Below are 14,141 nucleotides of genomic sequence, written 5' to 3'. Positions count from 1 at the left end.
AGTAGGATTTTTATGAACAAACGACTTGCCAATGTCTTATCTTTGACGCTGTTTTTTGTTGGCGTGGTGGCGGTTGCCATCAGTATCACTCAGAATAATGGCCATGCTTATCATGCTTTTGCATTATGTGCATTATTGTCGGTGTTGGCTGACTTGATCAGTATTAAATCAGGCAATAAGATGGCGACTGCCACCGTGGGGCAAAAGCGTTTTGTGTTGATGTTTCAAATTATTGTTTGGGCGATAGGTTTATGGCTGATCTACCATTTTAAGCTGTTTCATCCAAGTTAAATCTTTATGAATATTCATCGTTCATCATTACAAGTTTTGTATCATTTAGGCCTATATTCAATGTGATGGTAAATGCCGATGATGTGAATTTAAAAGCCAAAAGCTCTTTAATAAAAAAACACCAAAATTAAAAAAACCTGCCATATCAGCAGGTTTTTTTAATTTATTTAATAAAATCATTTGGATCAAATGATGATTGAATTAATTTTTTTAATCGGTTTTAATCAGGCTGAACGATTTGGAGCAAATGCCATCAATTCTGGGTTGATGTCTGTTTGTGCGACGGTATTGGCATAATTGCACAAAGTGGCCAGTGCGACACCCATGATGACATCTAGGACATTTTGGTCATTGTAACCTGCCGATTTAAAAACAGCCAGCTCTTCGTTAGAAATCTGACCACGCTGATCAATAAGTGCCATGGTAAATTGTGCCAATGCTTGGTATTTGGCATTCTCGTCAATATTAGTACGAGTGCGTAAAGCCTCGACCACTGCTGGCGACATTTTTAGACGAGACTCGGCAATTTTAGTGTGTCCTGCAATACAAAAATCGCAACCATTATGTACGGCAGCGGTGATCTGTACAACTTCTATTTCTTCTGGGGTCAGAGAGTTTTTGCTGTTGAGTTTACTTACTTCTTGATACATTTCAAGAGCTTGTGGCGAGTTTGCCAGTACACCGATCAGATTGGGGATAAAACCATTGGCTTTTTGTACTGCTTCTACACGCTCTTTGGCCTTTTCTGGGGCGGTGTCTAAGGTGTGTAAGGTCAGACGAGTCATCATTTTGCTCCTATTAAAATTCATGCTTGGTTGTGATGGTAATATTAAGATATTGATTTAATTAGATATTTTATTAATTAAGGTTCATTATTTTTTAGTGATTTTATTTAAGCCATTTAAGTATGGCAACTTTGTTAATTAGGTTATTTGGTATTTGCTATTTTTAATCAAATGTTTTAATCAAATGGCTGTGATGGCATATACCAACAAATTCATACCAAATTTTTACTATTTTACGCTACTATTTTGCTCCACTAATTTCCACTAATTTTGTGCCATCAATCTATTATAGGAATTGTTTAAGAAATTACAAGGTCTTTTAAAAAATTTATAATTTACCATTACAATCAATAAGTTACAAAATTTTTGGCATAATGAAAAAAAACTTCATTGAAAAAATTAAATTTGTCAAGCATATATTTGGCATCTGGGGAAAATATTTTTCCCATAAACAACGAATGGGTGAAAAAATAATATGAATTTTGATAAATTGACTCAAAAAGTACAAAAAACCTTGCAGGCCGCCCAAGCTCTTGCGGTGGCTCGTGATAATACCGCCATCTTTGCCGTGCATTTGTTGTCTGCGATGATTGAAGATGAAAGTTGTTTGTCCATGCTTGTTCAAGCTGGGGCGGATTTGGGTCGGGTACAAAGCGAGCTTGCTGGTAAACTAGAAGCACTGGCAACGCTGGCCACACCAACAGGTCAGGCCAATCTTGCACCTGATTTGGTGCAGGTCTTGAATTTGGCACAAAAATTTGCCGATAAGGCGGGTGATGAATTTGTGGCAAGTGAATGGCTGTTGTTTGCCATGATGCAAACTTCTGATACCAAGACCATTTTAGAAAAATCGGGTGTGAACGCCCAAAGACTTCAAGCAATTATTAATCATATTCGTGGGGGAGATACCGTGAAAAACCAAAATGTTGAAGATGCCAGACAGGCCCTAGAAAAATACACCATCAATTTAACCGAGCGTGCCCGTGATGGCAAATTGGACCCTGTAATTGGGCGAGATGATGAAATTCGCCGCACTGTGCAAGTCTTGTCTCGACGCACCAAAAACAATCCTGTTTTAATCGGTGAACCTGGTGTGGGAAAGACCGCCATTGTCGAGGGTTTGGCTCAGCGTATTGTTAATGCAGAAGTGCCTGACAGCCTAAAAAACAAAGAAGTATTGTCGCTTGATATGGGTTCGCTCATCGCAGGTGCAAAATATCATGGTGAGTTTGAAGAGCGTCTAAAAAGTGTGCTAAACGACCTAGCCAAACAAGATGGCAATGTCATCTTGTTCATTGATGAGCTACATACGATGGTTGGTGCAGGTAAGACAAGTGGGGCAATGGACGCAGGCAATATGTTAAAGCCTGCCTTAGCACGAGGCGAGCTACGCTGTGTGGGGGCGACAACTTTGGACGAATACCGTCAGTATATAGAAAAAGACCCTGCATTGGAGCGTCGTTTTCAAAAAGTATTGGTTGATGAACCAAGTGTTGAGGATACGATTGCAATTTTGCGTGGCTTAAAACAACGCTATGAGTTGCATCATGGTGTGCGTATATTAGACAGTGCCATCATTGCTGCTGCTAAAATGTCGCATCGATATATCACCGATCGTCAATTGCCTGATAAAGCGATTGATTTGATTGATGAGGCGGCAAGTCGTATCAAGATGGAGCTTGACAGCAAGCCTGAGGTCATGGACAAACTGGATCGTAGAATCATTCAGTTAAAAATGCAACTAGAAACAGTAAAAAACGATGATGGTCAAAGTGCTAAGTCTGAGATGGCACATCTAGAAAGTCAGATTGCTGAATTGTCCAAAGAATACAATGATTTAGAGGAAGTTTGGAAGGCAGAAAAAGCTTTGGTTGCAGGCACAAAAGATATTCAAATAAAACTAGATCAAGCTCGTATTGCGTTGGAAAAGGCTCAGCGAGAAGGTGATTACACCGAAGCGGGGCGACTACAATATAGCGTGATTCCAGAGCTACAAAAACAGCTTGAACATGATGAGATGGCTGATGATACCGAGCCTAAGTTGTTGCGTGATAAAGTGACCGATAAAGAAATCGCCGAAGTTGTTGCTGCCGCTACTGGCATTCCTGTTGCCAAGATGATGCAAGGGGAGCGTGAAAAAATGCTGGCAATAGAAGATAAATTGCACGATCGTGTCGTTGGTCAAGATGAGGCGGTTAAATCCGTTGCTAATGCCGTGCGTCGTAGCCGAGCTGGCCTTTCTGATCCAAATAAGCCTAGCGGTTCATTCTTATTTCTTGGGCCTACTGGTGTGGGTAAAACAGAGCTGACCAAGTCATTGGCAAATTTTTTGTTTGATGATGAAACGGCGATGGTGCGTATTGACATGAGCGAGTTCATGGAAAAGCACAGCGTGAGTCGTCTGGTGGGTGCACCACCAGGCTATGTGGGATATGAAGAGGGGGGTGTTCTGACCGAAGCGGTACGCCGCAAGCCATACAGCGTGGTGCTTTTTGATGAGGTAGAAAAAGCACACCCTGATGTGTTTAATATTCTGCTGCAAGTCTTAGACGATGGTCGTTTGACGGATTCACAAGGGCGTGTGGTGGATTTTAAGAATACAGTAATCATCATGACTTCAAATCTGGGTAGCCATAGCATCTTTGATATGGCAGGAAGCGACTATGAGGACATCAAATCCGCTGTGATGGAATCGGTAAACGCACACTTTCGCCCAGAGTTTATCAATAGGATTGATGAAATTGTCGTGTTTCACCCACTTGGGCAAGAGCAGGTGGCAGGTATTGCAGATATTCAGCTTGACCGTTTGCGTAACCGCCTAAAAGAGCGTGATTTGGGTCTGGTTCTGACCGATGAAGCGATGAGTGAGTTGGTCTTGGCAGGCTATGACCCTGTGTTCGGTGCTCGCCCCTTAAAGCGTGCCATCGCCCAGCAAATTGAAAATCCATTGGCCCAAAAGCTTTTGGCAGGTGATTTTGTTGCAGGTGATACCATCTCGGTGAGTGTGGATGATGGTCAGCTTGTGTTTGAAAAATTGCGTTTTAGCTAATTTTTGGTTTCATCATTTAAAAAAGCAGGTTGTCAGACCTGCTTTTTTTGTATTTGTAGGGTGGATTGAACCAGCAAACACTAGGGTAGCTCAACCTCAAAAATCACAGGATAAAACTTACCTGTAATATAAAATCGATCATTTTTGATGTGGGCAATGCCATTTAGGACATCTATATTTTGTTGTACCCTTTGGTTGAGATGGGTGCCAAGCAGGTTGCTGACATCATAAATTTGGGAGATGTTTCCGTTTTTTGGGTCTATCTTTATGATGAAATTGGTCTGCCAGATGTTGGCGTAAATAAAACCATTGGCAAATTCCAACTCATTGATGAATTTGATGTCCTTTCCATGATAACGCACTGGTAGGGTGCTAATGAGTTCAAAGGTTTGGGCGTTTCGGATTTGTAGTTTTGATGTGCCATCAGACATATAAAGACGGTCGTTGGCATCATCATAAGCCAGCCCCCAGCCTTCTGTATCGTAGTGTTTGGTGTGTATTGGTCGCAAATCTTGTAAGCTACGCAAAAACGCTGTGTTTTCACGCCATGTGAGCTGCCAAATGCCGTAAGGGGTAACTGTTGCTCCTTCACCAAAAAATTCAGCAGGCAATGTGTCTTTGATTGTATAGCGTTGCGTCGCTAAATCAAAAACCCCGATGAAAGACTTGCCATAAAGACCTGTTGCCATGAGTAGCTTGTCGTCTTTTATCACTTCAAAGCCCTGCACAAAAGCATTTTCGTCGCTGTCATGAATGGCAATGAGAGTGGGGGCTGTGATGGTGGCGTGGGCAAATTGTAAAAATAAAACAAATAAGATGGCAATGATTTTAATATTGCTATAGCGTAAAAAATATCGTAGCATATAAGATGATAGGTAAATTAATAAAAAAAGTTGTCTGCGAATAAAAATACCTCATAATAAACCAAGCGTCAAGCAAATTGTTGATAAACTCTGATTGACAAAAGGGCGTGCGATTGGACTATTAAACAAAAAACCAAGCCTAAACTTGGTTTTTTGTTTTTTTGGTGCTGCGGTCTGATCATTTGATGATTAAATGGTGGCGTGCTTGGCAGAGCGAGTATTGAGTAAGACAATCGCTGACACTATAATGATGCCAATGATGTCGGTTGTGGTTTCAGGCACAATCAAGCAAAACGCACCTACCGAGAGAGCCAGTCTTTGCCAGATGGGCATTAGGGTTTTAAAGTAGCCTTCAACAGCGGCAGACAAAGCAAGCACTCCGATGACTGATGTTATAGTAACACTGGCGATGATGTGCCATGCTGGCATGGTAAATTCTTTAGCCGTAACAGCAATGCCTGTTGTATCAATCATCATCATGTTGGGGTTATAGACAAACATGAATGGCACGATAAATCCTGCTAGGGCCAGTTTGAGCGATTGCCACCCAGTTTTCATAGGATCTCCGCCAGAGATGCCTGCTCCAGCAAAGGCGGCCAGTGCTACTGGCGGTGTGATGTTAGCAAAAATACCAAAATAAAATACAAACATATGAGCAACGATCACAGGTACATCAAAGTTGGCAAGTGCAGGTGCTGCCATCGTTGCTGTGATGATGTAAGCGGGGATAGATGGCAGACCCATGCCAAGCACCATTGATGCCAGCATGGTCAAAAATAGTGTTAGCAATAATGAGCCTGCACCCAAAGCCACGATTGATGAGGTCATCACCATGCCAAAGCTTGTTAAGTTTACAACACCAATCACGATGCCAACCACTGCACAGGCAACCATAACAGACAGTGACTGCTTAGCACCATCGATAAGTGCTGCGATGATATCGGCAAACCCCATGCGTGTTTCAGGACGCAACCAGCTAACAACAACAGTCATGCCAATCGTGTAGGCTGCTGCATAGCCAACAGGCATGCCTTTGCTTAGTAGATATACCAAAAATACAATGGGTAAGAGCATATGCCCACGAACTTTTAGAACCGCTTTAACTCTTGGCAAATCGGCTTTTGGAATGCCTTTTAGGTTATTTTTGCCAGCACGAAAATGCACTTGGGCGACCACACCTAAATAGTAGAGCAAGGCTGGTAGTACTGCTGCAAGGGCAATGGTACTGTATTTAACGCCTGTGGTTTCTGCCATGATGAATGCTGCTGCACCCATAATAGGAGGTAAAATTTGACCACCAACAGATGCACTGGCTTCAACCGCACCTGCAAAGTTTTTGTCATAACCAACTTTCTTCATCAGCGGAATGGTAAATGCACCTGTGCCAACGACATTGGCAACCGCAGCACCATTGATGGAGCCCATAAAACCACTTGAAATGACAGCCACTTTGGCAGGTCCGCCTTGCTTATGCCCTGCCAAGGCGAGTGCTAGGTCGTTAAATAGTTGCCCCATGCCAGAGCGTGCTAAGAATGCACCAAATAAGATGAATAGAAAAATAAAGGTTGCTGATGCACCGATGGCGGTAGAGAATATGCCTTCGGTTTTTAGGTATAATTGCCCAAAAATATCACCCAAATCATAAGGTCTGGTTAGTAAGCGATTTGGCATAAAATCCATATGGCTGATGAATGGGTAAGCCAAAAAGATAAGTGCAAATACTGGCAGAACCCAACCTGTGATGCGTCGTGCTGTTTCAAGCACCACCAACACGGTAATGACCGAAAAGACAATGTCTATACTGTTTGGTATGCCGCCACGCACAGTAACGATGTCTTGATATTGCCACAACAAATAGCCTGCACTTGTCAAAGAAGCACCCGACCACAGCCAATCAAAGATGCCAATCTTATTGCGAGCAGATTTTTTGGTGGCAGGATAAATCAGAAAGATCAAGGCGGTGCCTACTGCAACATGAATGGAGCGTTGCAATAGTTCTGGCATGGGGTTAAATGTGATGTATAAATGAAAAATTGAATAAATGACAGCGATGACAGCGATGATGTGATTGGTCATCTTGTTAAGCCCATTGCGAGTGACTGACTCACGGTCATATTTTTCTAAAATTTGTTGGGTATGGTCTGGGCTGGTGGAGGTTTGGTTGTTATTCATGATGCTATCCATGTGATATTAAGGTGTCATGAGGCGATCAGCTTGGTTGATGAGAAAAGGTTTGGCAACTGTCAATCTGCACGCTTTGCCAAACAGTCAGCCGTATTGGTTTTATGACGACAGTGCTTTGGTTGCTTACAATTTGGTGAATTGGCAAAACATTGGGCGTGCTTTGAATGGCGTCGCCTAATAAAATCTCGCCTTGCATATTGGTTGAAACAAGCCAGTTGAGTGTCTCTACTGGTATATCAAGCCGTTTGCCAAGATAGCCTTTGGGTGCAAGCGTAGGTTTGCCTGTGCTGGGTGTGCCAGCACCAAAGGTTTGTAGATAAGCTTTGGTCAGGATCAGTTTGGGAAAATCTAGCTGATACACTTCCTGCCAGTATTGTTTCTCAACAGAATGTTGCCATTTTAGGCTAAATGTACTGGGTAATTTGCAAGTGATGTTATCGCCAAATACGACAGGCGTACTTTTTATTGGCATAAAAAACATAAAAATAACCACAGCAGCCGCCATGACTGACACGACGGCTGTTTTATGACTGAGGCTAAGAGGCATATTTATTTGGTAGCAACTTCGTCATAGTAGCGTTTGGCACCTGGGTGTAGTGGTGCGACCAAGCCGTTTTGAGCATTTTTGATGCTGATGTCAGCAGCGGCCTGATGAGCATTTTTGAGTGAATCTAAATTTTCAAAAAAGGCTTTGGTCAGCTTATAAACATCGTCATCACTCATGTCAGAGCGTACTACCAAGGCGTTTAAAATGGCTGCTGTTGGTACGGCACCGCTATTGTTATAAGTGCCAGCTGGGATATCCATTGGGATAAAGAAAGTTTTGGTTTTGGCGATTTCATTGAGCTTATCGGCAGGTATGCTAACAATTTGTAAATCAAAGCCTTGTTGTAGCTCCATCAATGATGAATTTGGTAGTCCGCTGGTCAAAAATGCTGCGTCCAGTTTGCCTGATTTTAGGCTGTCAGCAGCTTCTGCATAACCTAAGTAGTCAGCAGTAATGTCATCATAGGTCATGCCAAAGCCTTCGAGTAAGGCACGAGTTGCCACTTCTACGCCAGAGCCTTGAGCACCTACGGCGACACGCTTACCTTTTAAGTCTTCAATAGACTTAATGCCTGATGCACCAGATGCAACAATTTGCACATAGTTTGGATATAAACTGGCGATTTGTGAGACATTATCAATTTTGGTCTTAAAGCTGTTTTGACCTTGTACTGCATCGCTTAATGCATCACTCATCACAAATGCCATTTCAAGCTTTTTTTGTGCCAGTAGATTTAGGTTTTCAACCGATGCACCTGTAGTTTGAGTTTTGGCATTTGCACCAAACAGTTTGGCATAGTGGTCGGTTAATGCTGTACCAATGATATTGTAAGGGCCAGACGCACCGCCTGTACCAACGGTAACAAATTTGGTTTCTAGCTTGTCATCGGCAGTAGCAACTTGGGTTTGTGGTTCATTAGCAGTATCAGCGGTCTTGGTTTTGTTGCCATCGCAAGCAGACAAAGCAAGGGTGCAAAAACCGAAAGTGGCAGATAGTGCCAAAGTTTTGAAATTTATGGTCATAAGACATATCCTTATAAAATCAATAATATAAAACCAATAAAAAGTTAAACCGTCTTGATGGTAAATTTAACCAATCTGCCATCATTTGTCAATAACAATCGGCCATACAATGTTGCATAGATTATAGATTTATTTTAAATATACAGATTGGGCAAGCATCAGATTGTGTGTCAGATGAATAAGCATCTAGAATTTATGTCATCTGAGTATTGATTTTGCGTCTTTGTTGATTTTTTCAAGCAAAGCAGCAGCCTGAGTGGTTGTTTGGGTGCGTAGCTGAATATCATTTGTCAAAAACTGTACTTGGTCATACAAATCTAGGCAAGCAAGGACCAAAAGCTCTTCATTGTTGAGCATTTTGCCTTTGGTGGCTTGGCGAATCTCTCGGATTTTTTCGTTAAGTTTGTCGGCATTGGTTTCAAGTGATTTGATGCGATCAATGGGGCAAATGATGCGGTGTGGCGTGCCTGCGATACTGATATGAACTGGTTTGAACTCGGTGGCGTCTTTGATATTTAGGTCATTGTGATTGGTCATGGCGTATCCTTAATTTTTAATTTTGCTAAAATGCTAATAGGTTGTGTTATGGTCAGTGCTGTTTACCAACATTGCTAAAAGCTGGTACTAATTGTCAATTTTAGCAAGCCACTCTTGAATGATTTCAGCACGCGAGATGGCAAGTTTGTTTTTATCTTTCAGTTCTTGGTTGTGTGCCAAAAGTGTTTGATTTTTTTCAATCAATTCTTCGATTTGTGCTTGTAAGGCATTGCGAGATTGTTCAAGGCCATCTGCTCGCTTGGTTTGTTCTTTTAAATCTTGTTCGGCTTTGTCTAGATTTAGCTGTAAATTACGAATGATGGCAGGGCTGTCATCATTGGCAAGTTTATGTTTGAGATTGGCAAGCTCGGTTGCTGTAACATTGTGCTGTTTTTTTATCTCTAAAATGTTTTGTTCTAGCGTTTGCAGCTGGCTTAGCATGGTGATTCCTTGAAAACTTAAAATAAAGTATGAAAATATGAAACTGATTCATTTATAATGATCATATTATCGCTGTCATGATGTGTGCTGTCAAATGATATTTTGCACAAAAATTTTTCTTAAAAATGATATAATACATTGATTTGGATAAATTTTTATCATAAAAACGAGGCAGTTTTTGTCATTTTTCTTAATATCAATGTTTGCTTACTTTGTCGCTGTTGGTGAATGGGGTTGGCATTGATTGGTATTGCATAACAAATCTAAGTTCTAAGTTAGGAGATTGGGTGTGAGTGATTTTTTGTCAGGTTTTGATGATTGGGCGACTGCATTTGACGGTTGGTCAGATGTTTCTATCAGTGAATTGCATGGCATCATGACAGGCGTGATGACAGCATGCAATGCACCCGATGAAGCAGGCTGGGCAAGACTACTAGAAGAGCTGAGCTTTGAGATGCCAAGCGACACTGCACTACAATTGCTGACTGAATATGGCGAAGATGTGAGTTTTGCCCTAAAAGATAAGGACGATGCTTATGATTATGAACCACTTGTACCAGATGATGAGCATGATTTGCATGAGCGTGTGCTTGCTCTGAAAGATTGGGCAGGTGGCTATATCACAGGGCTTGGCGTGGCAGGTGTGGTACTCACCAAAGAAGAACAAGAAGTGGTTAAAGACTTATCAAAAATTGCTGCCATTCGCCTAGATGATACAGAAGACTTTGATGGTGGGGAAGAAATGTGGTTGCATTTGTTTGAGTTTGCACGCATGGTTCCTGTCAGCCTATCAGTGCGAAAGCGTATTGATGTGATGAGTCTGCCGATCATCAAGGGGCTAGATATTAACGCTAAGACTGCTTGGGAGATTGCCAACGAAAAAGATGGATTGTTTATTGATGCAATGGCACAAAAACAATAATCAAAACCGCCAAATTTTGATGGCAAATATGCTAAAATGGTTTTTTTATCATCACATAACATCATGCAAATCATTTGTCTAAACCCTGCCAACCCTGCCAGCCTACCCCCGATTGCCTTGACAATTGGCAATTATGATGGCGTGCATTTGGGTCATCAGGCGATGCTTGGTGCCCTTATCAAAGATGCACAGGCAAGAAATTTGACAACGGCAGTGATGGTATTTGAGCCCCAGCCTAGGGAATTTTTTTGTCCTGACGATCCACCGCCTAGATTGGCAAGCCTGTCTGAAAAAGCAGAGATTATGGCTGTGAATGGTATCGATTATCTGATCGTTGCTGAGTTTGATGATGAGTTTCGTTCGCTGTCAGTTGATGATTTTATCCAACTTTTACACTCTTTAAATGTCCAGCATTTGGTGCTTGGCGATGATTTTCGTTTTGGCTATGGTAGATTGGGTGATGCTCAGTTGCTCGCCCAATCAGGGTTGGGTGTGAGCAACTTGGCGACTGTATTTGATGATGGTGTACGCATCAGCTCAACAGCGGTGCGTCAGGCATTGATGGATAATGATTTTCTCCTTGCCAAGCGACTTTTGGGGCGAGATTATGCCATCAAAGGTGTGGTAGAACATGGTGATAAGATAGGCCGCACGCTAAATTTTGCTACTGCTAATGTCGCCTTAAACCGTCCAAAGCCTGCTTTGTGGGGAATTTATGGTGCGGATATTTTTGCTTATCAAGATGATAGAGTGATTGACTTGTCATTACTTGGTAACCAAAAAGGCATATCAGGTGTGGCAAAGGGCAGTCTATGGGGTGCGGTCAATATCGGCACACGCCCAAGTGTCAATGGTGTACAAAACCGCCTAGAAGTGCATTTGCCAAACTTTTCGGCGGATTTATACGGCTTGACCTTAAAGGTGGTTTTTCGCACTTTTTTACATGGTGAGAAAAAATATGCAAACCTAGATGATCTAAAGCAGGGCATCGCTAAAGATGTGGCGGATTTGCTTTTGTGGCGTGCAAATCAGATTTGATAAGTCATGTAAATCATTGCTGTGGTTGGTTTTACCTTTGTGGCTTTGTTGCATGGTCAAATCGTCTATATGTTTGGCAGCAAAGCAAACAAGACTGCTCAAAGGTAAGTCAAAAGTAAAAAGCACCGCTTACTGACGGTGCTTTTTGTACAGACAATCAAAACGACCCAGTAACTGACCAGCCGTTTACAAGCGGATAGCGTCGTTCACGACCAAAAGATTTTTTGCTGATTTTTGTGCCAATGGCTCCTTGTCGGCGTTTATGCTCGGCATTATCAACCATATGCAATACCTTTTCAACAAGTGAGGGCTCAAATCCTGCTGCACAGATTGCTTTGTAGCCCAAATCTTCATCAATATACATACGCAAGATGGCATCAAGCACTTCATATTCTGGCAAGCTGTCTTGGTCTTTTTGATCTGGGCGTAACTCGGCAGATGGTGCGCGTGTGATGACTCGTTCTGGAATGACAGGATCATCTTCTAGGCGATTTCGGTAGTTGGCAAGGCGGTAGACATCGGTTTTGTAGACATCTTTTAGCATGTCAAACCCGCCCACCATATCGCCATATAGCGTAGCATAACCGACCGCATTTTCAGATTTATTACCTGTGCTGACAACCATATGACCAAACTTATTGGATAAAGCCATTAAAATATTGCCACGAGCACGAGCTTGCAGGTTTTCTTCAGTGTTGTCAGGCGTGCTGTTGGCAAGTAGTGGGGCAAGTGTTGCACGCATGCCCTCAACCGCATCATGAATTGGACATACTGTGTACGAAACATTTAGGCGTGCAGCTTGGGCAGCAGCGTCTTCTAAGCTCATGTTTGAGGTATAGTCATAGGGCATCATTACGGCATACACTTTGTCCGCACCTAAGGCATCAACCGCAAGACACAGTGTCAAGGCACTGTCAATACCGCCAGACAATCCAATAATCACGCCCTTAAATCCCGAGCGATTGACATAATCACGCAGGCCGACAACAAGTGCCTGATACATTTCAGATTCTTCAGACAGTACAAGAGGAGCTTTTATTTGTTTATCAAAGGTCTTGGTATTTGGGTCAAACTTCGCCATGATCAGCTGATTCAAAAATCTTGAACCTTCATGAGCAATAGCACCGTCCGCTTGCATGATGAGTGACCCACCATCAAAGACAATGTCATCTTGTGCGCCGACTGTGTTGGCATAGATGATAGGAAGGCTATTGGTTTTGGCTTGTTGATGCAATAACGCTTGACGCTGTTGCTGTTTGCCCACCTCAAATGGCGAGGCATTGATGACCACAACAAGGTCGGCACCTTCTTTTTTGAGTGTGCGAATGGGTGCCTCATGCCAGATGTCTTCGCAGATCAGCAATCCTATCGTTATGCCCTTGTAGTCAAAAAGTACCTGATTGCGACCTTTGGTGAAGTAGCGATGCTCATCAAAAATGCCATAATTAGGTAGGCACTGCTTGTGATAAAATCCTTTTTGACTGCCACCTTGTAATATGGCAGCAGAGTTGAATGTACCGTGCTGGTCAATATGTGGGTATCCTAAGATGATGATAATGTCCTCAACTTTGGTCAGCTCGTCCATGGCAAATTTTACACGCTCTGCCAGTGTTGGGCGAAGTAGCAAATCTTCTGGTGGATAGCCGATGAGTGATAACTCTGGGAAAATGACAATGTCCGCACCTTTGTTTTTAGCATCAATTGCCAACGCACTCATTTTTTTTACATTGCCTGCGATGTCCCCAACCCAAAAGTTGGTCTGCATGATGGCAAAAGTAATTTTACCCAGTGGCGTATCTGTACTTTGTATAGACATTTCTTGGTTATTGGTTGTGATTTTTGACATTTTTATAATTCCAAATGATTTAAAATTTAAAAAGTGTTATCTTGGTTAATCGCCATGAATCATTGGCGTGTTGGGCAAATTCCATATTTGCACTTGTGCCAAATCCTGTGTTTGGTTTAATGATTAAACTTCTTTTGTAAAATAACTTGGCACACTCTTAGTAGTATAGCATAAAATTCACTTTTTGGCGTTTTTTGGCATCGCTTGCGTGTTTTGTGGGGGATTTTTATGCTATATTAAGATGGGGTTATCAATCGTCAGATGGCGAATGTTATTTTTAAAAAGTTTGATAAGTTTGTGTAATTGATATTTTGGTTGAAGGTCTTATGTTTGCTTTTTTTATTAATGTCATCATCATCTTAATTGCGATGAAAATTTTTTTCAAATTCATGTATCCAAAGCCGCCCAAAGCATTTTTTCCAAAACAAGGCGATGATACAAGCCTGCGTACTTGCGATTATTGTGGGCATTCACTTGCCACTTATCGTGGGATTTTGCAAAATGATGGCGATGGTCAGTGGTTTTTTTGTAATGATGAGCATCAAAATGCTTTTCAATTTAAAAAAGACCAACGATGATATGGATACACGGCAAAACAGTCGGCAAAACGACTGAT

General features: G+C 42.0%; 13 protein-coding genes. 5 read left to right on the top strand and 8 right to left on the bottom strand.

All coding sequences use genetic code 11. The features are described 5' to 3' along the window. Positions 1-12: 12 nt before the first annotated feature. Entirely contained in the window at positions 13-291 is a 279-nt protein-coding gene (locus R0123_RS04590; protein WP_323843269.1) for a hypothetical protein, read from the top strand. A gap of 224 nt (positions 292-515) precedes the next feature. Here the strand turns inward: R0123_RS04590 and R0123_RS04585 are convergent, their stop codons facing one another. Further along, a complete protein-coding gene (locus tag R0123_RS04585; RefSeq protein ID WP_323841233.1) occupies positions 516-1,079 on the bottom strand; it encodes a carboxymuconolactone decarboxylase family protein in 564 nt (187 codons plus the stop codon). Between the two features lie 472 nt (positions 1,080-1,551). On the opposite strand from R0123_RS04585, the gene clpB reads away from it, so the two are divergent. Next, a complete protein-coding gene (clpB, locus tag R0123_RS04580) occupies positions 1,552-4,125 on the top strand; it encodes an ATP-dependent chaperone ClpB (protein WP_323843268.1) in 2,574 nt (857 codons plus the stop codon). A gap of 80 nt (positions 4,126-4,205) precedes the next feature. On the opposite strand, the gene R0123_RS04575 is transcribed toward clpB, so the two are convergent. The 6 genes from R0123_RS04575 to R0123_RS04550 all read right to left on the bottom strand — a co-directional run bounded on the left by R0123_RS04575 (position 4,206) and on the right by R0123_RS04550 (position 9,719). Further along, on the bottom strand, positions 4,206-4,988 hold the full coding sequence (locus tag R0123_RS04575; RefSeq protein WP_323843267.1) for a glutaminyl-peptide cyclotransferase: 783 nt from the start codon (positions 4,986-4,988) through the stop codon (positions 4,206-4,208). Positions 4,989-5,177: 189 nt separating this feature from the next. Further along, positions 5,178-7,160, bottom strand: coding sequence for a TRAP transporter permease (locus R0123_RS04570; RefSeq protein WP_323843266.1), 1,983 nt, complete (start codon positions 7,158-7,160; stop codon positions 5,178-5,180). Between the two features lie 37 nt (positions 7,161-7,197). After that, positions 7,198-7,719 carry a DUF1850 domain-containing protein gene (locus tag R0123_RS04565; RefSeq protein WP_323843265.1) on the bottom strand — a complete coding sequence of 174 codons (522 nt, stop codon included), beginning with the start codon at positions 7,717-7,719 and terminating at the stop codon, positions 7,198-7,200. Positions 7,720-7,721: 2 nt separating this feature from the next. Next, entirely contained in the window at positions 7,722-8,741 is a 1,020-nt protein-coding gene (locus R0123_RS04560) for a TAXI family TRAP transporter solute-binding subunit (RefSeq protein WP_323841238.1), read from the bottom strand. 198 nt (positions 8,742-8,939) lie between these two features. Continuing rightward, positions 8,940-9,278 carry a cell division protein ZapA gene (locus R0123_RS04555; protein WP_323841239.1) on the bottom strand — a complete coding sequence of 113 codons (339 nt, stop codon included), beginning with the start codon at positions 9,276-9,278 and terminating at the stop codon, positions 8,940-8,942. 87 nt (positions 9,279-9,365) lie between these two features. Continuing rightward, positions 9,366-9,719 carry a hypothetical protein gene (locus R0123_RS04550; RefSeq protein WP_323843264.1) on the bottom strand — a complete coding sequence of 118 codons (354 nt, stop codon included), beginning with the start codon at positions 9,717-9,719 and terminating at the stop codon, positions 9,366-9,368. A gap of 289 nt (positions 9,720-10,008) precedes the next feature. On the opposite strand from R0123_RS04550, the gene R0123_RS04545 reads away from it, so the two are divergent. After that, complete coding sequence (locus R0123_RS04545) at positions 10,009-10,641, top strand: UPF0149 family protein (protein ID WP_323841241.1); 633 nt, start codon at positions 10,009-10,011, stop codon at positions 10,639-10,641. Between the two features lie 63 nt (positions 10,642-10,704). Next, the gene (gene ribF, locus R0123_RS04540; RefSeq protein WP_323843263.1) at positions 10,705-11,679 is read left to right on the top strand and encodes a riboflavin biosynthesis protein RibF; all 975 of its coding nucleotides are present in this window, start codon (positions 10,705-10,707) and stop codon (positions 11,677-11,679) included. Positions 11,680-11,836: 157 nt separating this feature from the next. On the opposite strand, the gene R0123_RS04535 is transcribed toward ribF, so the two are convergent. Next, positions 11,837-13,525, bottom strand: coding sequence for an NAD+ synthase (locus tag R0123_RS04535; protein ID WP_323843262.1), 1,689 nt, complete (start codon positions 13,523-13,525; stop codon positions 11,837-11,839). 326 nt (positions 13,526-13,851) lie between these two features. On the opposite strand from R0123_RS04535, the gene R0123_RS04530 reads away from it, so the two are divergent. Then, on the top strand, positions 13,852-14,103 hold the full coding sequence (locus R0123_RS04530; protein WP_323841244.1) for a hypothetical protein: 252 nt from the start codon (positions 13,852-13,854) through the stop codon (positions 14,101-14,103). The last annotated feature ends 38 nt before the right edge of the window (positions 14,104-14,141 follow it).

Source organism: Moraxella sp. Pampa, assembly GCF_035181385.1.
Lineage (GTDB): Bacteria > Pseudomonadota > Gammaproteobacteria > Pseudomonadales > Moraxellaceae > Moraxella.
The sequence above is the reverse complement of the archived record's forward strand: the minus strand, read 5'-3'. Positions and strand labels throughout refer to the sequence as shown.

What these genes read in the sequence shown, in the direction of transcription:
- R0123_RS04570 (WP_323843266.1), bottom strand. Translation starts at nt 7,160, where the DNA reads ATGAATAACAACCAAACCTCCACCAGCCCAGACCATACCCAACAAATT.
- R0123_RS04535 (WP_323843262.1), bottom strand. Translation starts at nt 13,525, where the DNA reads ATGTCAAAAATCACAACCAATAACCAAGAAATGTCTATACAAAGTACA.
- clpB (WP_323843268.1), top strand. Translation starts at nt 1,552, where the DNA reads ATGAATTTTGATAAATTGACTCAAAAAGTACAAAAAACCTTGCAGGCC.
- R0123_RS04575 (WP_323843267.1), bottom strand. Translation starts at nt 4,988, where the DNA reads ATGCTACGATATTTTTTACGCTATAGCAATATTAAAATCATTGCCATC.
- R0123_RS04590 (WP_323843269.1), top strand. Translation starts at nt 13, where the DNA reads ATGAACAAACGACTTGCCAATGTCTTATCTTTGACGCTGTTTTTTGTT.
- R0123_RS04550 (WP_323843264.1), bottom strand. Translation starts at nt 9,719, where the DNA reads ATGCTAAGCCAGCTGCAAACGCTAGAACAAAACATTTTAGAGATAAAA.
- R0123_RS04565 (WP_323843265.1), bottom strand. Translation starts at nt 7,719, where the DNA reads ATGCCTCTTAGCCTCAGTCATAAAACAGCCGTCGTGTCAGTCATGGCG.
- R0123_RS04560 (WP_323841238.1), bottom strand. Translation starts at nt 8,741, where the DNA reads ATGACCATAAATTTCAAAACTTTGGCACTATCTGCCACTTTCGGTTTT.
- R0123_RS04585 (WP_323841233.1), bottom strand. Translation starts at nt 1,079, where the DNA reads ATGATGACTCGTCTGACCTTACACACCTTAGACACCGCCCCAGAAAAG.
- R0123_RS04555 (WP_323841239.1), bottom strand. Translation starts at nt 9,278, where the DNA reads ATGACCAATCACAATGACCTAAATATCAAAGACGCCACCGAGTTCAAA.
- R0123_RS04530 (WP_323841244.1), top strand. Translation starts at nt 13,852, where the DNA reads ATGTTTGCTTTTTTTATTAATGTCATCATCATCTTAATTGCGATGAAA.
- ribF (WP_323843263.1), top strand. Translation starts at nt 10,705, where the DNA reads ATGCAAATCATTTGTCTAAACCCTGCCAACCCTGCCAGCCTACCCCCG.